This window comes from Streptomyces sp. NPDC003027, from assembly GCF_053591435.1.
This window is the reverse complement of record NZ_JBSFTU010000038.1, coordinates 40371-60544: the sequence shown is the minus strand read 5'-3', so window position 1 is coordinate 60544 and position 20174 is coordinate 40371. Positions and strand designations below refer to the sequence as shown.

The 20174-nt window shown below is 65.1% G+C and carries 22 protein-coding genes, 5 tRNA genes and 1 pseudogene; 27 read left to right on the top strand and 1 reads right to left on the bottom strand.

What is annotated here, in order from left to right:
* Positions 1 to 54 precede the first annotated feature (54 nt).
* From ACWDX6_RS24315 to ACWDX6_RS24280, 8 genes and pseudogenes are all read left to right on the top strand, one after another.
* Positions 55 to 1611 carry a recombinase family protein gene (locus ACWDX6_RS24315; protein ID WP_451487002.1) on the top strand — a complete coding sequence of 519 codons (1557 nt, stop codon included), beginning with the start codon at positions 55 to 57 and terminating at the stop codon, positions 1609 to 1611.
* A gap of 743 nt (positions 1612 to 2354) precedes the next feature.
* Positions 2355 to 2443 (top strand): annotated as a pseudogene (locus ACWDX6_RS24310).
* Positions 2444 to 2453: 10 nt separating this feature from the next.
* Positions 2454 to 2526 (top strand) — tRNA-Arg (locus ACWDX6_RS24305).
* An 80-nt stretch (positions 2527 to 2606) separates the two neighbouring features.
* Positions 2607 to 2679, top strand: a tRNA-Thr gene (locus tag ACWDX6_RS24300).
* Between the two features lie 85 nt (positions 2680 to 2764).
* Positions 2765 to 2835 (top strand) — tRNA-Trp (locus tag ACWDX6_RS24295).
* 52 nt (positions 2836 to 2887) lie between these two features.
* Positions 2888 to 2962: transfer RNA gene (locus tag ACWDX6_RS24290), tRNA-Leu, on the top strand.
* Positions 2963 to 3053: 91 nt separating this feature from the next.
* Positions 3054 to 3125, top strand: a tRNA-Pro gene (locus tag ACWDX6_RS24285).
* A 96-nt stretch (positions 3126 to 3221) separates the two neighbouring features.
* Positions 3222 to 3530, top strand: coding sequence for a hypothetical protein (locus ACWDX6_RS24280; RefSeq protein WP_451487001.1), 309 nt, complete (start codon positions 3222 to 3224; stop codon positions 3528 to 3530).
* 59 nt (positions 3531 to 3589) lie between these two features.
* On the opposite strand, the gene ACWDX6_RS24275 is transcribed toward ACWDX6_RS24280, so the two are convergent.
* The gene (locus ACWDX6_RS24275; RefSeq protein ID WP_451487000.1) at positions 3590 to 3865 is read right to left on the bottom strand and encodes a hypothetical protein; all 276 of its coding nucleotides are present in this window, start codon (positions 3863 to 3865) and stop codon (positions 3590 to 3592) included.
* Positions 3866 to 3905: 40 nt separating this feature from the next.
* Between ACWDX6_RS24275 and ACWDX6_RS24270 the strand changes: the two genes are divergently transcribed.
* The 19 genes from ACWDX6_RS24270 (at position 3906) to ACWDX6_RS24180 (ending at position 20169) form a co-directional block, all read left to right on the top strand.
* Positions 3906 to 4211 carry an HNH endonuclease gene (locus ACWDX6_RS24270; RefSeq protein ID WP_451486999.1) on the top strand — a complete coding sequence of 102 codons (306 nt, stop codon included), beginning with the start codon at positions 3906 to 3908 and terminating at the stop codon, positions 4209 to 4211.
* Positions 4212 to 4347: 136 nt separating this feature from the next.
* Positions 4348 to 4605: a hypothetical protein gene (locus ACWDX6_RS24265; RefSeq protein WP_451486998.1), complete on the top strand. Its 258-nt coding sequence runs from the start codon at positions 4348 to 4350 to the stop codon at positions 4603 to 4605.
* 306 nt (positions 4606 to 4911) lie between these two features.
* Positions 4912 to 5475 carry a bifunctional DNA primase/polymerase gene (locus ACWDX6_RS24260; RefSeq protein ID WP_451486997.1) on the top strand — a complete coding sequence of 188 codons (564 nt, stop codon included), beginning with the start codon at positions 4912 to 4914 and terminating at the stop codon, positions 5473 to 5475.
* A gap of 47 nt (positions 5476 to 5522) precedes the next feature.
* A complete protein-coding gene (locus ACWDX6_RS24255) occupies positions 5523 to 5717 on the top strand; it encodes a hypothetical protein (protein ID WP_451486996.1) in 195 nt (64 codons plus the stop codon).
* Positions 5717 to 6163, top strand: a complete 447-nt coding sequence (locus tag ACWDX6_RS24250; RefSeq protein WP_451486995.1) for a phage terminase small subunit — start codon at positions 5717 to 5719, stop codon at positions 6161 to 6163. Before ACWDX6_RS24255 ends, ACWDX6_RS24250 begins: the two co-directional genes overlap by 1 nt.
* An 8-nt stretch (positions 6164 to 6171) precedes the next feature.
* Positions 6172 to 7881, top strand: coding sequence for a terminase (locus ACWDX6_RS24245; protein ID WP_451486994.1), 1710 nt, complete (start codon positions 6172 to 6174; stop codon positions 7879 to 7881).
* A complete protein-coding gene (locus ACWDX6_RS24240; RefSeq protein WP_451486993.1) occupies positions 7820 to 9394 on the top strand; it encodes a phage portal protein in 1575 nt (524 codons plus the stop codon). The genes ACWDX6_RS24245 and ACWDX6_RS24240 overlap by 62 nt, the downstream gene beginning before the upstream one ends.
* Positions 9375 to 10184: a hypothetical protein gene (locus ACWDX6_RS24235; protein WP_451487003.1), complete on the top strand. Its 810-nt coding sequence runs from the start codon at positions 9375 to 9377 to the stop codon at positions 10182 to 10184. Before ACWDX6_RS24240 ends, ACWDX6_RS24235 begins: the two co-directional genes overlap by 20 nt.
* A 42-nt stretch (positions 10185 to 10226) precedes the next feature.
* The gene (locus ACWDX6_RS24230) at positions 10227 to 10871 is read left to right on the top strand and encodes a hypothetical protein (RefSeq protein ID WP_451486992.1); all 645 of its coding nucleotides are present in this window, start codon (positions 10227 to 10229) and stop codon (positions 10869 to 10871) included.
* Positions 10872 to 10892: 21 nt separating this feature from the next.
* Positions 10893 to 11279, top strand: a complete 387-nt coding sequence (locus ACWDX6_RS24225) for a head decoration protein (protein ID WP_451486991.1) — start codon at positions 10893 to 10895, stop codon at positions 11277 to 11279.
* Positions 11280 to 11292: 13 nt separating this feature from the next.
* A complete protein-coding gene (locus ACWDX6_RS24220; RefSeq protein ID WP_451486990.1) occupies positions 11293 to 12315 on the top strand; it encodes a major capsid protein in 1023 nt (340 codons plus the stop codon).
* Positions 12316 to 12567: 252 nt separating this feature from the next.
* Positions 12568 to 12948: a hypothetical protein gene (locus ACWDX6_RS24215; RefSeq protein ID WP_451486989.1), complete on the top strand. Its 381-nt coding sequence runs from the start codon at positions 12568 to 12570 to the stop codon at positions 12946 to 12948.
* The gene (locus tag ACWDX6_RS24210; RefSeq protein ID WP_451486988.1) at positions 12945 to 13298 is read left to right on the top strand and encodes a hypothetical protein; all 354 of its coding nucleotides are present in this window, start codon (positions 12945 to 12947) and stop codon (positions 13296 to 13298) included. Before ACWDX6_RS24215 ends, ACWDX6_RS24210 begins: the two co-directional genes overlap by 4 nt.
* Positions 13298 to 13660: a hypothetical protein gene (locus ACWDX6_RS24205; RefSeq protein ID WP_451486987.1), complete on the top strand. Its 363-nt coding sequence runs from the start codon at positions 13298 to 13300 to the stop codon at positions 13658 to 13660. The genes ACWDX6_RS24210 and ACWDX6_RS24205 overlap by 1 nt, the downstream gene beginning before the upstream one ends.
* Positions 13653 to 14021 carry a hypothetical protein gene (locus tag ACWDX6_RS24200; RefSeq protein ID WP_451486986.1) on the top strand — a complete coding sequence of 123 codons (369 nt, stop codon included), beginning with the start codon at positions 13653 to 13655 and terminating at the stop codon, positions 14019 to 14021. The genes ACWDX6_RS24205 and ACWDX6_RS24200 overlap by 8 nt, the downstream gene beginning before the upstream one ends.
* Before the next feature lie 63 nt (positions 14022 to 14084).
* Positions 14085 to 14675 carry a phage tail tube protein gene (locus ACWDX6_RS24195; protein WP_451486985.1) on the top strand — a complete coding sequence of 197 codons (591 nt, stop codon included), beginning with the start codon at positions 14085 to 14087 and terminating at the stop codon, positions 14673 to 14675.
* A 111-nt stretch (positions 14676 to 14786) separates the two neighbouring features.
* Positions 14787 to 15107, top strand: coding sequence for a hypothetical protein (locus tag ACWDX6_RS24190; RefSeq protein WP_451486984.1), 321 nt, complete (start codon positions 14787 to 14789; stop codon positions 15105 to 15107).
* Positions 15108 to 15160: 53 nt separating this feature from the next.
* Positions 15161 to 15511 (top strand): hypothetical protein, encoded by a 351-nt coding sequence (locus ACWDX6_RS24185; protein ID WP_451486983.1) that lies wholly within the window; start codon positions 15161 to 15163, stop codon positions 15509 to 15511.
* Positions 15511 to 20169, top strand: a complete 4659-nt coding sequence (locus tag ACWDX6_RS24180) for an aggregation-promoting factor C-terminal-like domain-containing protein (protein ID WP_451486982.1) — start codon at positions 15511 to 15513, stop codon at positions 20167 to 20169. Before ACWDX6_RS24185 ends, ACWDX6_RS24180 begins: the two co-directional genes overlap by 1 nt.
* The last annotated feature ends 5 nt before the right edge of the window (positions 20170 to 20174 follow it).

The window sequence follows — 20174 nt, the reverse complement described above, 5'->3', positions numbered from 1 at the left end:
CTTGGATACGTGACCACCTATGCACTGAGCTCCAGAGGGCGCATACTGACATGCGTGAGTGATGGGGAGGAGCTGCCACCCGAGCAGCTAATGGACATCTACACCCGGAAGTCGGTCAAGATTGCTGGCCGGCGCGGAGACCTGTCTCCGTCGACGCAGGAGGGGAGGGGACGCCACTGGGCAGACTGGAACGGCCTCACGGTACGCAAAATCTGGTCTGACAAACTCAGCGCGTCGAAGGATATCAAGCGCCCCGACTACACAAAGGCGCTCCTAGCGCTTGCATCCGGCGAGATCAAAACACTGTGGTGCTACAAGCTGGACCGTTTCGACCGCAAAGGCGCGCTTGCGGTGCTCTCCACGCTGGAGAATCTGAACGGCGGCCGAATCATCTTCGGCGAAGACGGATTGGATTCCTCCGATCCGTCCCACCGTCGAATGATCATGTGGAAGGCGGAAGACGCGCGTGAGGAAGCTGAGCGCATCTCTAAGCGCGTGACCGACACAAAAGCGTCTCAGCGTGACAACGGTGAATGGGTCTCGGGCCGTGTTCCGTACGGCCTTGTCGCCGATGAGGACAGAAAGCTGGTGGAGGACAAGAAGCCAGCGCACCCAGAGCACCCAACGAAGGGGAGTAAGGCTACCGTCGCTAAGCGGATCTTCCGAGAGGCGGCCGCCGGGCGAAGCCTGCGTGAGATCGCGCAGGGTCTCGACAAAGACGGTATCCCCGGGCCCATGGGTAACCGCTGGAATCACAACACGATTCACCGGATCCTCCATAATCCCGCGTATAGCGGGTGGCAGGTAGTGAAGCTGACGAACGGCCCCGGAACCATCTACACCAACGACAAAGGAAAGAGAGTTCGTGTCGGTGTGCGGCTGGTGACCGACGCACAGAGGAACGCAGCGACGCGTGCACTGGCCGGCCACTCAAAGCCCGACGCTCAAACCAGTGGCGCCGATCGTGGACGAAAGCGACATCTCCTGACGGACCTCAGCCGGTGCCACGGATGCGGCAGAGCGGCGCCAGTGATGAGCCGCTCCTACACGTGCATGTCGAAGCAGGGGGGTAGCAAGTGTCCCGCGCCCGCGTCGGTGTACGCGCCCGCTGTCGAGCGCTACGTGTCGCAACGCTGGTTGGACCGGCTGACGAACGCTGAGCCGGATGACCCGCTCTTGGTCGTCGTGGCGCAGCGTTGGGGCGCACTGACAAAGCCCGAGGAGACCGAGGAACTGATTGAGGCGCGAGCCGCTCTGGCGGCTGCTGAAGCGCAAATGGAGCGCCTTCTCCGCGACCGCAGGAAGGGCCTGTACGAAGGACCCGCGGCACGCTTCTTCGAACCCGCGTGGGAAGACGTCAACCAGATCATGGCCGAGGCGCGGGAAGTGCTCAAGAAGGCTGGAGGCGGAGCGGTGGACATCAGCTTCCTACTGGATCACGAGAGCGCGCGGGAAGCCTGGGATGCCGCAGATGTGCCACTCCGTCGGGAGTTGCTCCGTCTGGCAATCGACCAAGTGAAGCTGAAGAAGGTGAACACAACCAAGGGGCAGGCGAGCTTCGATGGATTCGAGCGCGTGGAGATCCGTTGGGCGACCGTCGACGAGGTTTGATGAGGGCGTTTAGGTAACGGATCGATAACGTCTTCGTCGACGTCATCGACGGCCTAGGCGCACGAGCGGTGGCGGATGGAGAGCTCTAGCGGTAGCCATCCGCCGTCGCAAGGAGCCGCCTCCTCCACAGGTCGCTGTGGATAACTACAGAGAGTGTGCGACTAGGGCGATTCCAGAACTGGCCGTAGTCAACTAGGTGTCAAAAGGTCAAACCAACCCCCTATTTTCATAACTCTCTAACACGTGTTAAGGAGTTTGGAAAAAAGGGGGTTAGTTTGCAGATTGCGCACCGGGCCGCGGAGGAGGATGACCAAGATCGTTACCGCGTAACATGCGCCCCATAACTAAGGTAGAGGGAAGAACTGGCGAGGCCGGCGACTGGCGCGGCTTCCCGCTCCCTCCTGACGGCCGGCGCCGCTCCTGCGCTCCCCGCACTCTCCTCCGGGTAGATGCGCGGTTGAGCGGCCCCGGTCGTTCAAAGACTTCTCGTCGACGTTCAGGGGACGGACGGCGGGGAAGGTAGGGGCGATCGTCAGCGCAAGCAGCGGGCCGGGACAAGACGAGTCATCCGCCGCTACCCCTACCACGGATGGAGTGGCGAGCGTCTGTCCGTTCGATTCGGGCGTCCGTCTGGTGACGGTGTGGGGTTCGATTCCCCTTGACCATGGTGGCGAAAAGGTAGGGCCGTGTGCCCGATGATCTGCGCAGGTCGGTTCGACTCCGGCCCCATCCACTGACGAGACGCCACGGTAGTTCAGCCTGGCAGAACAACCCTCCACACCCGCGTGGTCACTGGAGGGCAATGTCGCGGGTTCAAATCCCGCTCGTGACGTCTCGTTGCTGGTCTCGTAGCTCAGTTGGACAGAGCGCCGGCCTACGAAGCCGGGTGCGGAGGTTCGAGTCCTCCCGGGACCACGTCAGGAACGGCACCGAGTTGGTATAGCGGTCGGGGTGCCCATGGGCAGGGGTGATGTGGTTCGCCTGCCCGACGTCCAGCCCCCGTAGCTCAGTTGGTAGAGCGGCGTCCTCGTAAGACGCGGGTCGCAGGTTCGAACCCTGTCGGTGGCTCTGCTGTACCGCCTGCATCGTGGCGGATAGAGGACGCGGCACCTAGTGCGCGGCGTCCAGCACCCGGGCCTCACGGTCCGGACGAGCGGGCGTAGCTCAGTGGTAGAGCAGCGGTCTCCAAAACCGCCTACGGAGGTTCGATTCCTCCCGTTCGTGCTGACGGACGGTCGTCTCTCCGGAGGCATCCGGCACAGCCGACCGACGTCATGCCGCGCTAGCCCAACTTGGTAGAGGCGCCTGGCTCAGGTCCAGGAGGTTGGGGGTTCGAATCCCTCGCGCGGTACGAAGCCCTGATGGGCGATCTGGTGAGAGCGACGGCGCGACTTCCTTAGGGGCCGCATGCCCACTCACTGGCTCCATCAGGGCTGCACACGCGGGACGTAGTTCAGCGGTAGAGCGCCCGGTTTGGGACCGGGAGGTCGCAGGTTCGAATCCTGCCGTCCCGACGTATCAAGCGCCCCGTGAGGGCGGCAGACGCCCCGCCGGAGGCCCGGAGGAGGGCCCAATCTGACGGAGCTCCTATGCCACGCGTCAACGTCCCTGTGACCACCATCAGCCGCGCCGGCGTCGCTCTCGTACCGACGACTGGCGACCCTGTGAACCATCACGTGATGGTCAACGACGGCCGTACCGCCATCATCGTGGAGAACACCGGATCGACGGTGAGTCGCACGGTGACGTTCCGCTTCCGTCGCACCGTGGACGGTCAGAGCGTCAGTCCCCGTCCGGAGACGCTGGCAGTAGGCGAGAAGCAGGGCTTCGGCCCCTTCGATCCCTCGGAGTACGGCGGGAAGATGCAGATCGACGTTGACCATGCCGAGCTCAAGCTGACGCCCATTCGTCTGAGCTGACACGCCCATGACGCAGCTCCGCCGCGGAGGAGAGATCCCGCGAGCGGAGCTGAGCTACTTCAGGAAGCGGGACGGGCGAAGTAGTCCATTTCCTTGCGGCGAAACGTGAGCGATACGAACCGCTGCACCCCCTCGCCCTCCGCTTGCTGGCTGAGCAGCGTCCAGCCGATCGCTTCGACGTCGGCTATCGCGCGAGCGACATCTCCGTCCTGATTCCTCGGAGAGGGAGACGGATGGAAGCGGTACGAGAACACCGCGTCGCCCCGCTTGTACGCCTGGCCGGCGGCGTCCGTGATCGACGGGAAGGCGAGCTTCCCCAACAGCTTCTTCAACATGGCCGAAGCGTAGGCCACGAGCCGGTCAGGAGGTGGCCCTTTGGCGTGGGAAGGAAGCACCCGCAGAGCGCGGCTACCGCGCAACTGGCCAGCCATCTGCCGCCGCATCAAGCGCCGTGACGGGTACCGCTGTACGACGGTCTTCGAGGTAAGCGGGCGGTGCACACAGCCTGGCACTGACGTGGACCACATCATCCCTGGTGACGATCACAGCGACGCCAATCTTCAGCTCTTGTGTACGTGGTGCCACGCACAGAAGACCGCCCGTGAGGCTGGCATAGCCGCCGGGCTCAAGCGTGTGCGTACACACAAGCCACGTCCCACACACCCAGCACTGGAGGACTGATGCGAGTCATGTCGAAGCGCCTGCGTGCGTGGCTGTGGGGTGGAGGCAGCATGCCGTACCGCGTGCACGTACAGGTGCACACGTGTGATGCAGAACTGCGTGACAGTGCGCAGGCGATCAACGCTGCGCGCCTCCCATGAGCGGCGCCCATGTGGTGGTGTGGGAGGCGGATGACACGGGCGAGGACGGCGTGAGTGCGACGCATGTGCGCGTGAATGGCGTCGACGTCGGAACAGTCGCTGAGCCTCCGAAGATCACGGTCGGAACGCGCGGAGACGGATCGGTCACCAAGATCACGCTGACACTCATCCCGAGTCGGCTGGAGATCCGCGGCGAGCTCGCTGACGGAGAGCGCCAGGAGCCGCGTGCCGGATTCGCAGCCAAGATCGACTAGCCCTGACCCAGGGGGGTGACCCCCTACCGGCCACCTTCCGGACCGTAAAGGTGCTGGTTCTCGCGCTCTGTACGGGTCTGGGGACCTAAAACGTAACGGCTAGACCCGTGCCGCTGGGAGGCCGGGAGGCGCCCGCGCAGGGCTCCTGAGGGGCATCTGAGCGGCCCGCCGGGCGCTAAGTGTTACTCGCCGGCTATCTCTCCACGTGATGAACTCCCAGGTCAGAGGCTTGCAAGTGTTACACGCCGCATCTACAATGGAGCCATGATGAGAACCGAGCGACTGTGCGCGCACTGCGGAGGCGACATGCCGATCACCGCCCGCGCGGACGCTCGGACATGCTCCGTTAGGTGCCGCGTGGCTCTGCACCGCGCAGAGAAGAAGAGAGTGTTCCCGCAGGAGCTCACGACCCGCGACAGGTGGGTCCGACGAGCCGCGGACAAACGACCGCTGACGACGACCGGCAGGGCCGCGTCATCGACCGACCCCGCGACGTGGAGCACGTACAAGAACGCCACGGAGTCCGTGGCCGGCGTCGGTATGGGCTTCGTACTCTCCGACGTCGACGACGTGGTCTGTCTGGACCTGGACCACTGCATCAATCCGCTCACGGGCCGTCTGGCGCCGTGGGCCGCAGCCATTCTCCGTGACGCGGGCGCCACCTACGTAGAGGTGTCCCCGTCCGGCGATGGACTGCACATCTGGGGCCGCGCCAACGTCCGACAGGGACGGCGCATCCGACGCCCCGACGGTACGGCCGTAGAGGTCTACGGAACGGGCCGGTACATCGCAATGACGGGGCGCCGACACGGTGCCTGCCCGTCCATCCTCGCGGACCTCTCCGCGGTGGTGAACAAGCTGACGGCGTAGCTCCCGACATGGGCGGCGTCTGCCGTTCATACTCGGGAGGTAACCCCATGGCACGTCTTCAGGTGATGCGCCTTCCTGCGACGCCTGACGATCCGGCGCCGTTCATGCTCGTTCTTGACGAGGTGAACACGCTGGACCTCGACTTCACAGACCCCGCGTATGCCGATGCCCTGAAGCACATGAAGGGCGAGTCCGGCGCGCGGTTTCTCTTCGCCACTACAGCCACTTTGGACGTGGTCTGATGGCTGGCCGCGGGCCTGCACCGAAGGACCCCGCGAAGCGCCGCCGGCGCAATGCCACAGAGCCCGAAACGGTCATCGTCAACGACGGCGAACTCCGCGGCCCGGAGCTGCCGGAAGGCGTCCTTCCGGGCGACGAAGAGTGGCACCCGATGACTGTGCGGTGGTGGCACACCTGGCGCGTCTCGCCGATGGCGTCGACGTTCCTCGAAACCGACTGGGCGTTCCTCATGGACGCTGCTCTCATGCACCACACGGCCTGGACTAAGGGCAAGTGGGAGTTCCTGAGCGAAGTGCGCATGCGCAGCTCGAAGTTCGGCGCCACACCGGAAGACCGGGCGCGCCTGAAGCTCAAGGTCGACGACCCCTCAGCGGCCCCTCAGCGGCCCGTGCAGAGCTCCGGCAACGTCACTGACATCTCTTCGCGCAAGGCGCGTCTAACAGGCTAGGAGCCGGCATGCCGCACGTCACTGTGCGCGCCCCCGGTCACGACCGCTCCCGCTCTCTAGGGTGGATGGCTGTCGCATGGATGGAGTATTTCGTTGTGCACGGCCCCGGCGACGTCCAGGGTGAACCGGTGCGCCACGGCGACGAGTACACAGGCTTCGTCGTTGACTGCTACGCGCTCGACGAGCACGCCGGGAAGATGCTGTACGACTCAGCGTTCTTCAGCCGCCCGAAGGGCTGCGACAAGTCCGGTCTCGGCGCCCGCATCGGCCTCTTCGAGGCGTTTGGCCCCTGTCGCTTCGACGGATGGGCTGAAGGCGGAGAGGTCTACCGCGACCCCTGGGGGCTCGGTTTCGAGTACATCTACGAGGCCGGCGAACCGATGGGCCGCCCGGTCCGCGTTCCCTACCTCCGCATCATGGCGACGGAGGAAGGCCAGACCGGCAACGTCTACGACACCATCCACTTCAACCTGACCGACGAGGCGTCACTCCTCTCGCAGATCCCGGGCGTCGACCCTGGACTGACGAAGATCAACCTTCCTGACGGCGGAGAGATCACTCCGTCGACCGCCTCGTCCTCGTCGAAGGACGGTGGCAAGGAGACCTGGGTCTGTTTCGACGAGACTCACCTTTACAACACGCCTGAGCTGCGGCGCATGTACGCGACCGTCACCCGAAACCTGCGCAAGCGGAAGAAGGGGGCTGGCACGTGGTACCTCGAAACGACGACGATGTTTGCCCCAGGGCAAGACTCCGTTGCTGAGCGCACGTATGAAGAAGCCGAAGCCATCCGTGAGGGTAAGAAGAAGCGCGGTCGCGCTCGACTCCTCTACGACCACCGGTACGGCGTCTGCAAGGATCTGAAGAACGAGGACGAGCTCCGTGCGGCCCTCCTGGACTCCTACGGCGACGCCATGGAGTGGATGGACCTAGAGACGCTCGTCGACGACTTCTACGACCTGCGCAACGACAGCGCCGATGGCAAGCGGTACTTCCTGAACAGCCGGACGTTCTCCTCCGATTCGTGGATGGACTCCGACGCGTGGGAGCTCTGTCGCCGACCGGAAGAGATAGGCCCCGGTGAGCTTGTCACGCTGGGCTTCGACGGCTCGATCCGCGACGACGCTACGGCGCTCACAGCCTGCCGCGTCTCCGACGGCCATCTCCAGCTCCTCGGAGTGTGGGAGAAGCCCGAAGGACCCGAAGGCGAGAGCTGGCAGGTGGACCGCGAGGCCGTAGACGCTGCCGTCGCCCGCGCCTTCGACCGCTACGAGGTCGCCGGCTTCTACTGCGATCCGCCGCACTGGCAGGACTACGTAGACGCCTGGACCCGCGACCACGGTGACGGACTCCAAATCAGCGCGACACAGTCCCGCCCGCTGGAGTGGTGGACGAACCGGCCAACGGCCATGGAGCACGCGCTAGATCGCTTCGTCGAAGCCGTCGACGACAAGGCACTCTCGTTCGCTGGAACCGACAAGGCAGACGATGAAGCGCCGTACTCGAAGCTGGGTGCCACGCTCACACGGCACGTGCTGAACGCGAAGCGCCGGCCGATGGGCCGCAACCACATGGGCATCGGCAAGAGCCACGCGAAGAGCCCGAGGAAAATCGACGCCGCCATGTCCGCCGTACTCGCCTACGAGTGCCGAGCGGATGCCGTCGCCGCAGGAATCACGAAGCGCAAGAAGCGCTCGTCCCGTCTCGTCACCTTCTGAGGGAGGTCCGTCAGTGCCTATCGATGCAACGAAGGTGGAGTCTCCCGGGTGGTGGCTTCAGCGGCTTGGTAAGAAGCTCCTGGACGAGAGGGAAGACTCCTTCGACTCAGACGGTGAGCGGACGCCAGGACTGAACACCCTCCAGCGCTACGTGGAGGGTAAGGCGCCTCTTCCGACCCTGCCTGGCCTGGACCCGAAAGAGGTCGGGGGGTGGATGAAGGACGCGCGAACGAATTGGACGCGACTCGTCGTTGACTCGCCGGCTGAGCGCCTTCGTGTGACTGGCTTCCGCTCCAGCGGGGACAACGATCGTCAGAGCGTGGCCGACGAGGAAGCCAACCGGATTTGGCGTGAGAACGCGATGGTGGCGGACTCTCGCCTCGTCCACTACGGCGCGCTCACTCAGCGCCGTGCATTCGTCCTCGTGGAGCGCGACGTCGACGGTCGTCCAGTCATGACGCATGAGACTCCGCGACAGGTAGCCGTAGAGCGCAAGCAAGGAAGCCGCCGCGAGCTGGCAGCGGGCCTGAAGATGTGGCGGGACGACTGGACCGGGGACACCCGAGCCACGTTGTGGACGCCTGATCGGATCTACGAGTTCGTCACGAAGAACTCAGCTCCTACGTTCAGCGGTAGGGCCGCGTCGCTCCGAGGATGGGACGCGTTTACGGTCCCCCGGGATCGCGACGGGCATCGACCCAACACGCTGGGCGTCGTGCCGCTCGTTCCCTTCATCAACCGGCGCCAGGTATCTCCGGAAGGTTTCGCTGAACACGAGGACGTCCTCAGTGTTCAGAACCGCATTAACCTCAAACTGATCATGCTTGTGGCAGCCGCGAAGTACGGCGCCTTCAGGCAGCGTTGGGCTGCCGGCCTGGAGGTCGACGAGGACCCGCTGACCGGTAAGGCCATTGAGCCCTTCCGGCTGGACATTCAGAAGCTGTGGACGACGGCCGACCCCGAAGTGAAGTTCGGCGAGTTCGCGGCTACGGATCTTGCGCCGTACGTGCGCTCTGTCGAGTCCGCGGTTCAGGATCTTGCAGCGATCAGCAAGACGCCGCCTCACTACATCATCGGCGCCGTCGTGAACGTCAGCGGCGACGCTCTGAAGGCCGCGGAAACGGGCCTCGTCGCGAAGGTGCTGGACCAGCAAGACGACTTTGGCGAGAGCTGGCAGCGCACGATGCGCCTAGCCTTCCTCGCCTCCGGTGACGAAGTGCGCGCGAAGGACTACACGCTCGAAACCGTGTGGCGCGACCCAGAGTCGCGAACGGTCTCCGAGCTCGCCGACGCTGCCGTGAAGAAGCAAGCGGCCGGTGTCCCCTGGCGTCAGCGCATGGAGGATCTCGGCTACACCCCGGCGCAGATTGACCGCATGGAGACGGACCGCGCTGCGGACGCCCTTCTCGCGACGCCGGCGCAGGATCCACAGCCCAACGAGCTCCAGACTCGCCGCGAGCAGCGTGACGGACGGACCGTGATCGGACGTGGCAATGTCCCTGACGCGGCTTGACCGACAGTACGGAACGGCCGTCCGCGGGATCTGGACTTCGGTTCTAGGCCGCGTCGGTCGCTCGTGGACTGATCTCGGATCCTGGCGCGACGGCGACGTCCGGCGATTCCAGCGGACAGCGCTGCCGACACTCATTGCAGGGCAACGACAGGTCGCGTCCCTGACCACGACCTATCTAGAACAGCTGTACCGCGAGATAGCCGACGAACCATCCCGCGTAGACCTGGACTTCGACAAGGTGACCGGACGTGCGCTTCGCGACGTCGACCCCGAAGAGGTCTACCGGCGGCCGTTCGTAGACGTCTGGACGGCCCTCTCCAACGGGGAGACGCTGGACGTTGCGCTAGATCGCGGCGCACACCGACTCGACACCATTGCGAAAACGGATCTCCAGCTCGCTCGCACGCACACCGTCCGCGAAGTCACGGCCGATCAGCCGGGCGTGGAGTACACCGTCCGCGAGCTCCAGGGCGAATACGACTGTGCCCTGTGCATGATCGCGTCGACGCAGCGCTACCACAAGAAGGATCTTGCCCCGATCCATCCCGGCTGTGACTGCCTCGTCAAGACCGTCCGGAGTGACTACGACCCGGGACAGATCGTCGACGAGGAGCGCCTAGAGCGGATCCACGAGCTCGTGGAAGCGGCGCTAGGGGAGTCGGACCGCGGAGGACGAGCGGTCGACTACCGAAAGATCATCATCGCTCGCGAGCACGGCGAGATTGGGCCCGTTCTGGGCTACCGGGGTCAGCGCTTCACCGGACCCGACGACATTCACCTTCCGACCTGACGCCCGACATGGGCTGACGACTCCCGACAGGGGACCTTCAGCATGCCCAAGCGCACTCTTGCCCGCCGCAATCTTCTGACCTTCGCCGCAGACCCCTGGACCCTTTACGAGGTGGAGCCCGGTACCGGTGGTGGCGGTGGTGTCAACACGCCGCAGCTCAACGAGCACGGCTACCCGGACAACACGCCGACGTCCGACATGACGCCCGAGCATCAGGTTGCGTACTGGAAGCACCACGCCCGTAAGCACGAGACGGCTGCGAAGGCGGCACCTGATGCTGCGGAGCTGGAGCGCCTGCGCCAGCGAGATGCCGATCTGAAGCGCATCGAGGACGAGCAGCTCACCGAGACACAGCGGATCCAGGCGGAGAAGGACGCCGCGGAGGCTGCGCGCGTGGCTGCTGAGGCTGCCCGGGACGCGGCCGTCGCAGAGGCGCTGCGTATCAGGGTCGCGGCCGAGAAGGGCCTTACCCCGGCACAGGCAGAGCGGCTCCGCGGCTCGACGAAGGAAGAGCTCGAAGCCGACGCGGAGGCGCTGAAGGAGCTTTTCGGCTCTATGGGCACGAACGACGGCGCCGGATCTGGCGCTCACCGATCCGGCGGTCCCCGCGGGGTCGACGTGGGCGGCAGCAAGACCACACAGGCCGGCGCGGACCTGTGGCGCGAGCGCAACCCGCGCAAGAACTGATCACCCTTCTACGGAGGACACATGGACCTCAGCCTCAAGACTGAGAGCTTCACGCAGGACCGTCGGGATTGGCTGGGGTCCGCCCACGGCACCGACGCTCCGGTGGGCGCGACTCTGGACGTCACCACGTTCACGGCTGGTACCCACTACCCGAGCGGCTACCTGAAGAGCGGCATTCCGCTGGGCAAGATCACCGCTTCGGGCAAGTACGGCCCATACAGCGACGGCGCGACCGACGGTCGTCAGACCCTTGTGGGCTTCCTGTTCACGGGCGTCGACGTTAAGGCCGGGGCTACGACCGTCGTCGGTTCGATGCTCATTCATTGCTTCATCCGCGAGGCGAAGCTTCCCGTCACCGTCGACGCCGCCGGAAAGACCGACGTCGCCGGCCGCATCATCTTCGTCTGAGAGGTACTGACGCATGCAGCTCATTACTGAGTACGCCACTCCGGCGGAGCTGACCGGCTACGCGCGAGCGGCGGAGGCCGATCGGGACGAGAACGAATTCAGTCTCTCCCGATGGCTTCCGAACGACACGATCAACGACCTGACGTACCGCTTTACGAAGGGCGGAGGTGGCCTCACTGAGGCGGCCGTCTTCCGGGCGTACGACGCTGAGTCGGACATCGGCGCGCGGCCAGGCGGCGCCCGTGTGAGCGGCGAACTGCCGCCCATCTCGCGAAAGATGCCGGTCGGTGAATACGAGCGAATCGTCCGCCGGAACGTCGACTCGCAGAAGGAGGAGATCCGGGACGCTATGCTCGCGGACTCCATCCGCCTAACCCGCATGATCGCGGCCCGAATCGAGCTTGCCCGGGGCGAGGCGCTTTTCAACGCGTCCGTGAACCTGAACGAGAACAACGTCCAGGCCGGCGTGGACTTCGGCCGCAAGTCGGCGCACAGCGTCACGGCTGGAACGCTGTGGAGCAGCACCGAGACCGCGACCGTCTACACCGATCTTCAGGCGTGGCTCGACGTCTACACCGACACGAACGGCACCCTGCCGTCGTACACGCTGATGTCGCGGAAGATCTACAACTTCCTGCGCCGGAACAAGCAGCTTCGAGAGCTGGCGTTCTCCGGTGCGTCGACGTCTCCGACCGTTCTAACGCGCGACGCGCTGAACGCGGTTCTGGGCGACTTCGACATCCCGCCCGTCGTGATCTACGACGCGAAGGTGTCTGTGGCTGGTGTTGCAACGCGGGTTACTCCGGAGGACAAGATCCTCTTCCTTCCCGAACAGGGCGACGCTGCGGGCAAGACGCTGTGGGGTGTGCCGGTCGAAGCCGACGACCCGCGTTACGGCCTGGCTGGCGACGAGGCGGGTATCGCTGTAGGCGCCTACAAGAGCGAGGACCCACAGACTGTGTGGACCCGCGCGACTGCCATCGCCCTTCCCGTTGTAGCGGCCCCGGACCTGACCTTCGTCGCCGACGTCCTCTGATCAGAAACGCGAGGCATTGACGCATGGCCAAGCTGGCTACGTTCGTCCACGTGACGGACGACAAGGGTGCGAGCCACGTGTTCGGCCCCGCCGACGAGGTCCCAGCGTGGGCCGCGTCGAAGATCACAAACCCAAAGGCGTGGGCGGAGGCGCCGCCGTCCGCTAATCGATTGGCGGACCCCGCTCCGGTAACCGCACCTGTGAAGAAGGTTGCCGCTAAGCGCACGCCAGCGCGACGGAAGGCGGCTGCGGATGACCCTGTTCACGGCGACTGAGCTCCGCACGCTCCTGAAGCGGCCGCTGACGGACGATGAATGCGCACTGGCGCATGACCTGACGGAGGGGGCTTTTTACATCGAGGTGGGGGACCGGCTTGCAGATCCCCCACAGCGAGGCGTGAAGTCCGTAGCGCTCCTCGTTGCCGCACGGATTCTGACCAACCCGAGTGGTGTTCGCAGCGAGCAAGCTGGCGGAATGCTCCAGTCATACGCCGATTCCGAGACAGGCGTCGTCCTCTCTGACGACGAGCGGCGCCGGCTGCGCAAGGCCGTCGGCATGGCGTCCGGCGCCGGAATGCTCAGTATCGCAGGTGAGAGCGTCGAAGCGCCCGTGACCGTGTGGCGGCCCGCATGAGTCTGATCGCGTCGCTTCTGGCCGACAGCTTGGTCATCGAGCGGGACGGGGCGCCCGTACGCGACTCCACCGGAACGTATGTCCCAGGCCCAAAGGTCACTTTCACGGTGCAGAACGCCACGGTCATGAGCCCCTACGGCGTGGCCGTGGGCTCATCATCGGAAGAGCACAACGCCAGCGAGACCGTCACGACGCGGCGCATCCTCAACGCGCCGATCGGCACTGATGTTCGTCCCGCAGACAGAGTTCTGCACCGGGGACGACGGTACGAGGTCGTTGGTTGGCCTCTGGAGTTTCCGCTGACGTCCCTCGCACACATCGAGGCGCAGCTCAAGGAGGTGACCGGCTGATGGCTACATATCGCTCGAAGTACCACGGCCGGTACTCCGGTATCGGCGCCATGCTTCAACGCCCGTGGCTTCAGAAGCCTTGCCGCGATGCGGCTGTGAAGATGAAGGCACTGGCAGAGGCCGCGTCCCCCGTCGGAGATCCGGAAGAGGACCGGCACCCGGGCCTGTACAAGGCGTCGTTCGACGTAGTCCCGATCTTCAAGAACGTTCCCTTCCGCGGGAAGCCCCGAATGCGCCCCGGCGCCCGGCTAGTCAACACGGCTCTCCACGCCTGGCGCGTGGAAAAGGGCGACGGACGAGTCCCGCGCTACGCACCACTTCAGAAGGCGATCGACGCCATGAAGGGGGCGCACCTTGGCTGACGTAGAGGCTGTATTGGCCCCGTGGGTGGAGGCAACCTTTCCAGGTGTCTTCGGCTGCGCTGAGACGCCCGCCGACCTGGAAGAGCGGCTACCCGTCGTGCGCGTGGAGCGCATCGGCGGCGGCGACGCCCGATTCCGTGGTCACCCGCGCGTGGCCGTCGACGTCTTCGCAGCCACGGCCGACGAGGCGCGGACTCTGTCCAACGCGATTCGGGACGCGCTCCTCTTTCTCCGCGGCCCGGTGAACGGTGCAGTTATCAGCGGCATCCGCTGTGACGCCGGTCCCTCGCGCCAGCCGTGGGCGAACGAATCCGTACACCGTCGCGGCGCCACGTACACCGTGAGCCTCCGGCCCGCGTAACCCCCTGAATCCCCGACCCGACGTCGAACGGCGTGCGGGTCTTTCGCATGCCCTGGAGGGCTCATGGCGGACACCCGCAATGCCGATCTGACTTTCGGCGCATCTGACTTTCTTGTCTACGTCGCCCCGCTGAACACTGCGTCGCCGACCGGCTTTGCTGACCCTGCGGCGCCCTGGCAGTGCATGGGCTGGGTGACGACGGACGGCGGTACGTTCGGCATCGAGGACGAATCCACGGACGTCCAGGCGGCCGGCTCGCTGGAGCCGATTCGTACGCTGATGACTCGGTCGACGAAGACGATGCAGGTCACGTTCCAGGAGGCCATCAACCCTCTGGTGCGTGCCCTGTACGACAACGTTCCGGTTGCCTCTCTGGAGCCCACTGACGGCGTCGTCTCGTACGGCATGCCGGATAAGCCGGCTGACCTGAGGTACGGATTCGTCTTCGACACGGTCGACGGGGACAAGCGCAATCGTTTGTTCATGCCCAACGGCAAGGTGACGGCTCGTGGCGAAGAGCAGCCGCAGACCACGGACGTGTGGGCCGTGCAGATGACCTTCACCTTCTACAAGGGTCTGACCCTGCCTGCGGTTACCCGGTCCATCGACTACGGCAGCGTTGACGTCTCCGGCTTCTTCCCAGCGGCGCCGTAATGACCAGCGGAGCCCTGTACCGCGCGGGTCCGGGGCTCCGCTCATCCACAAAAACAGAACTACAACGACCCGCGCACCAGACCTACATGTAGATGAAGGAGACCCGCGCGCATGACTGAAATGACCCCCGCTGAGGCGCAGGAGAACGAGGCGACGGAGACCTATGGCGTTGCGAAGCTCGTCGACGTCGACCTCCGTGTAAAGCCCGTCAACCGGTGGCGCCCGTCGTACCTCCGCGCACTGCGAGAGGGCGACTACGACACGTGGGCGGCCGGCGTCCTGCACGAGGATGACTACGAGACCTTCGTAGAGCTGGACGCCACCTTCGACGAGATCAACGCCTTCACCGCTTCCGCCATGGAGGCAGTCGGAGAGACCCCGGGAAAGTCTGGCGCACGCTCCACATCGCGACGGAGCACGCGGAAGCGCTAGAGGCCGATCTCGCGGTCCGCGGTATCGACCTCCTGGAGGTCTACCGCGGAGGCATGTCGATTCGCCGGCTGCGCATCCTGATCGACCATCTACCGCCGGAGTCGGCGACGAAGACGGCCATTAGGAACGCGATAGATCCCAGGGAGCTGGAAGCGGTGACGGGGGAGTACCGCCCGGATCAAGGCCAGTGGAGCGGCGTGGAGATGTTGCTCGCGTCCGTGAAGGACGAGGTGACGAAGCTACGGCTAGTGGCCATTGCAGCCGCAGGCGGTAAGCCGCCCGACTTCAAGCCGACCCCGCGACCGGGGATCCCACCCACATCTAGCGGGGGCCGTAAGCGGCTCTCCACCGAGCAGCGCCGCGCGCTAGACCCGCGGCTGAGGACCCAGCCGCAGGAGGCGTGATGCCAGACCTGGACATCGTCGGTGGTGCAGCCGTCGACGTCGTACCGATCGCACCGAACTTTCACAACAAGCTGAAGGCGATCGTCCTTCCCATTGCAGACCGCGTCGGCCGCGAGGCTGGCGAGCGCATGGGGGAGGCGATCTCCAACAACATTGTCGTGGCGATTCCGCAGGCGATCGTGCAGGGTGGCCAGGCCGCACAGCGGGCCGCAACCCGACAGGGTTCGGAAACGGGTGGTGCCTTCGCGCGCTCGCTGCGAACGAAGCTGGAAGCCGCCTTCAAGGCCATGCCGAAACTGGACGTGCGGCTCTCTGATACGGGAGTGGACGCCCAGCTTGCTCGCCTGCGCGCTCGCATGGAGACGTTGTCCAACAAGCGCATCGGCGTTGACGTCGACGTGGCAGCCGCAGAAGCGGAAGTCCGGCGTATCGATGCCGAGCTTCAGCGTCTCGGCGCCACGCACCCCAACATCGCGGTTAGGGCTGACACGGCGACGGCTCGTGCGGCACTTGCGGAGCTCCGTGCGGAGATTGCGGCCGTCGATGCGACGGACGTGGACCTCGATGTCGACATCGATACCGCAGGCGCTCGCTCCGCACTGATCTCGCTCGGTATCCAGATGCTCGCCCTGACGGCGATTCCCATGGGCCCCGTCATTGCGGCTGGGCTCGGAAGCATCGTTTCCATGGCGACGGCCGCCGGCGCAGGGATCGGCGCGTTTGCGCTCGCCTCAGTCCCCGCCATCAAGGGCGTGACCGACGCCATGAAGGCGCAGACGGCCGCGCAGGAGGACGCCACGAACGCAGCTAGTCGCGGATCCGCGGCGGCTGCGCAGGGTGCTTCTCGCGCGGTGCAGCTCGCCGGCGCTCAGGCGTCGCTCGCGAGCGCTCACCGAAACGCCGCACGCTCCGTCGCGCAAGCGAACCGGGCCGTGGAGGACGCGGAACGCGCCGTCGCACAGGCCACGCTCCGTGCTGCCGACCAGCGACGTCAAGCGGCTGAGGCGGTTGAGCGTGCGGAGCGATCCCTTGTCGACGCCAAGCGTGAGGCGCTGCGGGCGGAAGAGGATCTGTCACAGGCACGCGAGGACGCCGCCAGCCAGCTGCGAGACCTTAACGCCAGGCTCGAAGAGGGCGCGCTAGACCAGCGGGACGCGGCCCTCCGGGTCCATGAAGCTCAACTGGAACTCCAGCGCGTCATGTCCGATCCGAAGGCGACTGAACTCCAGCGCCAGCGCGCTCAGCTAGCGGCCGACGAGGCGAAGCTCCACGCCGCTCAGCAGAAGCGAGACTTCGCCGACCTGAAGAAGGAGGCGGAGCGCCAGCGTAAGGCCGGTGTCGACGGTAGCGACGCTGTCCGGGACGCTGCCGAACGCCTGGCTGACGCACAGCAGAAGGTGCGCAACGAGACCGAGTCGGTAGCCGACGCTCAGCGCGCCTCCGCACGTGCGCAGGTTCAGGCGGCACAAGAGGTCGCCGACGCTCAGCGGCGGGTTGCTGACGCCACGGAGAACGCAGCGAGCGCGCAGACGGCCGCAGCGGAGTCGATCGCGTCCGCGGAGCGGGCTGTAGCTGCTGCGCGTCTCTCCGGCGTTTCCGCAACGTCGAAGGCGCTCACGAAGCAGCAGGAGTACGAGCGGGCGCTTGCCAAACTGACGCCCGCGCAGCGCGACCTTTTCGACTCGATCGCAGGCCCCAAGGGCATCAAGAGCGCCTTCGACGCATGGCAGAAGAGCCTTCAACCACACACCCTCCCGATCTTCACACGGTCTGTCGACGGGGCAAAGGCTTCCCTGCCCGGTCTGACGCCCTTGGTCATCGGCGCAGCCGCAGGAATCGGCACGCTGATGGACAAGGCATCAGCGCAGCTCAAGACTCCGTTCTGGGTGAGCTTCAAGGCGGACTTGAAGGAGTCCGTGGAGCCGGCGGTAGTCGGTTTCGGCGTCGCCTTCGGGAATGTGATCAAGGGCATTGCCGGAGTCATCGACGCATTTCTTCCGCATATGGATGGAATTGCCAGCCGCTCGGACTCCATTACGGCGCGGTTCGCGAAGTGGGGGACGAGCCTCAAGGGCAGCCCCGACTTTGAGCGATTCCTCCAGTACGTGAAGGACACAGCTCCGGGGCTTGGGGATTTCCTCCGTGAAGTCCTTACGGCGGCACTCGACGTCTCGCAGGCTATGGCTCCTGTCTCCGAAGTGCTGATGGCAGTCCTGACGCCCGTCTTTGAGGCAGTGTCGTGGCTCGCCACGAACATGCCGGAACTCGTCATCACACTGTGGGCCCTTTGGGCCGCTCAGAAAGCGGTGGCGCTCGGAATGGCAGCCTTCGCGGCAGCCATGGTTCTGTACCAGAGCGTCATGATTATTGCGACGATTGCCACGGCAGGCTGGGCAGTAGCGCTTAACGCAACGGGCATCGTGCCGATAATCCGAGCCATTGTGCTCGTAATCGGTCTCCTCGTTGCGGCAGTGATCTACGCCTACAACAACTGGGACTGGTTCAGGAACACGGTCGACTTCGTGGCCGATGCCATCGGTAAGGCCATCTCGTTCATGTGGAACACCATCCTGAAGCCGGTCTTCAACGGCATTTGGTGGCTGATGAAGAAGGTCGGCGAGATCGCCGTATGGCTTTGGGACAATGCGTTGGGTCCGACGTTCAGCTTCATCGGGACGGCTGCGAAGTACCTGTTCACCGGCCTTGTAACCCTCTTTCTCCTCCCCGCGTGGCTGGCTTTCAAGGCACTGGGCGTGATCGGGATGTGGCTGTGGGAGAAGGCGATCGGTCCAGCATTCCGGTTCATCGGCGCCGTCGCTGTGTGGCTCTGGCGCACGGTACTGGCGCCAGCCTTCGCCGACATTGGCGCGCTGGCTATGTGGCTATGGCGGAACGCCGTCAAGCCGGCCTTCGAGGATATAAAGAAGAAGTTCGACGCTCTGGCAGCCGCAGGTAAGTGGCTGTGGGAAGTCGTGCTTCGCCCGGTCTTCGGCTTCATCGGGGACAAGGCGAAGTGGTTGTACGAGAAGGCCATCAAGCCTGCGTTCGACAACATCCGCCGCGGAATCGAGCTGGTCAGCAAGTCCTTCGAGGATGGCAAGTCAGCCATTAAGAAGGCGTGGGATCAGGTTCAGGACATCGCGAAGAAGCCTGTTCGCTTCATCATGGAGCACGTCTACAACGGTGGAATTGTCCCTCTGTGGAATCGCGTCGCCGACATCACGGGCGTGAAGAAGCTGAAGGCTCTCGACCTTCGAGGGTTCGCCCGTGGTGGCGTCCTCCCGGGCTCCTCCTCGTGGAGGGATGGGGACGATCAGCTCGTCCCCATGCGACGTGGCGAAGGCGTTTACGTCGCCGAGGCGATGCGTAATCCGTACGAGCGTGCGCGACTCTACGCCGTGAATAAGGCTGCGATGGCCGGGCGTTCGCTGAGCTCGTTCCAGGGCTTCGCGGAGGGTGGCATCGTCGGATGGCTGAAGGACAAGGCGCGCGACACCGCCGACTTCTTCAGTAACCCGCTCGATGTCTTCCGCAGCGCGAAGAACATCATGACGGATCAGATGCAGTCGATCCTCACAAATCCATGGGCCCGCGAAATGGCCAAGCTCCCGGGGAAGATGCTCGACTCCCTGAAGAACAAGGCCATGGACGTCCTTGGCTTCGGTGGAGGAAGCGGTCTGGGAGCCTGGGTCAAGCCCGTCGACGCTCCTTACGGCACCCCATACGGGCAGCGCGGCTCCATGTGGTCGTCCGGCCGACACACCGGACTGGACTTCCCCGCAGCCGTTGGAACCATCATCCGAGCCGTGGCTGGCGGACGAGTCAGCCTGGCGCAGGGCGGTGGCCCGTACGGCAACCACGTGCAGATCAACCACGGTGGTGGCCTGTCGTCGCTGTACGCGCACATGTCGCAGATCCTGACGTCGGTCGGTAAGACCGTGGGCCAGGGCGAGACGATCGGCCGTGTCGGCGCGACGGGCAACACCACTGGGCCTCACCTCCACCTGGAGGCGCGGCGCAACGGCGCGTCCGTCGACCCTATGCAATACCTGAACGGGGGAGGCGGCGCAGGCGCCGGATTCAGCGCTCAAGCTGCTGGAGCGGCTCAGGTCTACGCCCGCAACATGCTCTCCCGCTTCGGCTGGGGCCCGGATCAGTTCGGCCCGCTGAAGAAGCTATGGGAGGGCGAGTCCAACTGGCGCTGGAACGCGACGAACCCGTCCAGCGGCGCCTACGGAATCCCGCAGGCGCTCCCGGCGTCGAAGATGGCGGCTGCCGGCTCCGACTGGCGGACGAACCCTACGACGCAGATCAAGTGGGGACTTCAGTACATCAAGGATCGTCCCGACTACGGATCTCCCGCCGCCGCATACGCGAAGTGGCTGTCCCGATCGCCCCGCTGGTACGACGACGGCGGCTACCTCCCGCAGGGGCTCTCCCTCGTAGCCAACGGAACCGGGAAGCCGGAGCCCGTGTTCACCTCCGCGCAGTGGGACACCCTCCGCGCGTCCGCGGGACGAGGCTCGGGCCCGACAGAGATCCACGCCGACGTTCACGTCTACGTCGGTGATCGCGAGATCACGGACATCGTCGACACCCGAATCGAGGTGCGCGACACGCAAGCTGCCATGGCGCTCGAAACAGGAAGGTGGGTCTGACGATG

What these genes read in the sequence shown, in the direction of transcription:
- ACWDX6_RS24230 (WP_451486992.1), top strand. Translation starts at nt 10,227, where the DNA reads ATGCCCAAGCGCACTCTTGCCCGCCGCAATCTTCTGACCTTCGCCGCA.
- ACWDX6_RS24195 (WP_451486985.1), top strand. Translation starts at nt 14,085, where the DNA reads ATGGCGGACACCCGCAATGCCGATCTGACTTTCGGCGCATCTGACTTT.
- ACWDX6_RS24260 (WP_451486997.1), top strand. Translation starts at nt 4,912, where the DNA reads ATGCCGATCACCGCCCGCGCGGACGCTCGGACATGCTCCGTTAGGTGC.
- ACWDX6_RS24240 (WP_451486993.1), top strand. Translation starts at nt 7,820, where the DNA reads ATGCCGTCGCCGCAGGAATCACGAAGCGCAAGAAGCGCTCGTCCCGTC.
- ACWDX6_RS24220 (WP_451486990.1), top strand. Translation starts at nt 11,293, where the DNA reads ATGCAGCTCATTACTGAGTACGCCACTCCGGCGGAGCTGACCGGCTAC.
- ACWDX6_RS24275 (WP_451487000.1), bottom strand. Translation starts at nt 3,865, where the DNA reads ATGTTGAAGAAGCTGTTGGGGAAGCTCGCCTTCCCGTCGATCACGGAC.
- ACWDX6_RS24235 (WP_451487003.1), top strand. Translation starts at nt 9,375, where the DNA reads ATGTCCCTGACGCGGCTTGACCGACAGTACGGAACGGCCGTCCGCGGG.
- ACWDX6_RS24265 (WP_451486998.1), top strand. Translation starts at nt 4,348, where the DNA reads ATGAGCGGCGCCCATGTGGTGGTGTGGGAGGCGGATGACACGGGCGAG.
- ACWDX6_RS24185 (WP_451486983.1), top strand. Translation starts at nt 15,161, where the DNA reads ATGTCGATTCGCCGGCTGCGCATCCTGATCGACCATCTACCGCCGGAG.
- ACWDX6_RS24190 (WP_451486984.1), top strand. Translation starts at nt 14,787, where the DNA reads ATGACTGAAATGACCCCCGCTGAGGCGCAGGAGAACGAGGCGACGGAG.
- ACWDX6_RS24215 (WP_451486989.1), top strand. Translation starts at nt 12,568, where the DNA reads ATGACCCTGTTCACGGCGACTGAGCTCCGCACGCTCCTGAAGCGGCCG.
- ACWDX6_RS24255 (WP_451486996.1), top strand. Translation starts at nt 5,523, where the DNA reads ATGGCACGTCTTCAGGTGATGCGCCTTCCTGCGACGCCTGACGATCCG.
- ACWDX6_RS24210 (WP_451486988.1), top strand. Translation starts at nt 12,945, where the DNA reads ATGAGTCTGATCGCGTCGCTTCTGGCCGACAGCTTGGTCATCGAGCGG.
- ACWDX6_RS24245 (WP_451486994.1), top strand. Translation starts at nt 6,172, where the DNA reads ATGCCGCACGTCACTGTGCGCGCCCCCGGTCACGACCGCTCCCGCTCT.
- ACWDX6_RS24205 (WP_451486987.1), top strand. Translation starts at nt 13,298, where the DNA reads ATGGCTACATATCGCTCGAAGTACCACGGCCGGTACTCCGGTATCGGC.
- ACWDX6_RS24250 (WP_451486995.1), top strand. Translation starts at nt 5,717, where the DNA reads ATGGCTGGCCGCGGGCCTGCACCGAAGGACCCCGCGAAGCGCCGCCGG.
- ACWDX6_RS24180 (WP_451486982.1), top strand. Translation starts at nt 15,511, where the DNA reads ATGCCAGACCTGGACATCGTCGGTGGTGCAGCCGTCGACGTCGTACCG.
- ACWDX6_RS24225 (WP_451486991.1), top strand. Translation starts at nt 10,893, where the DNA reads ATGGACCTCAGCCTCAAGACTGAGAGCTTCACGCAGGACCGTCGGGAT.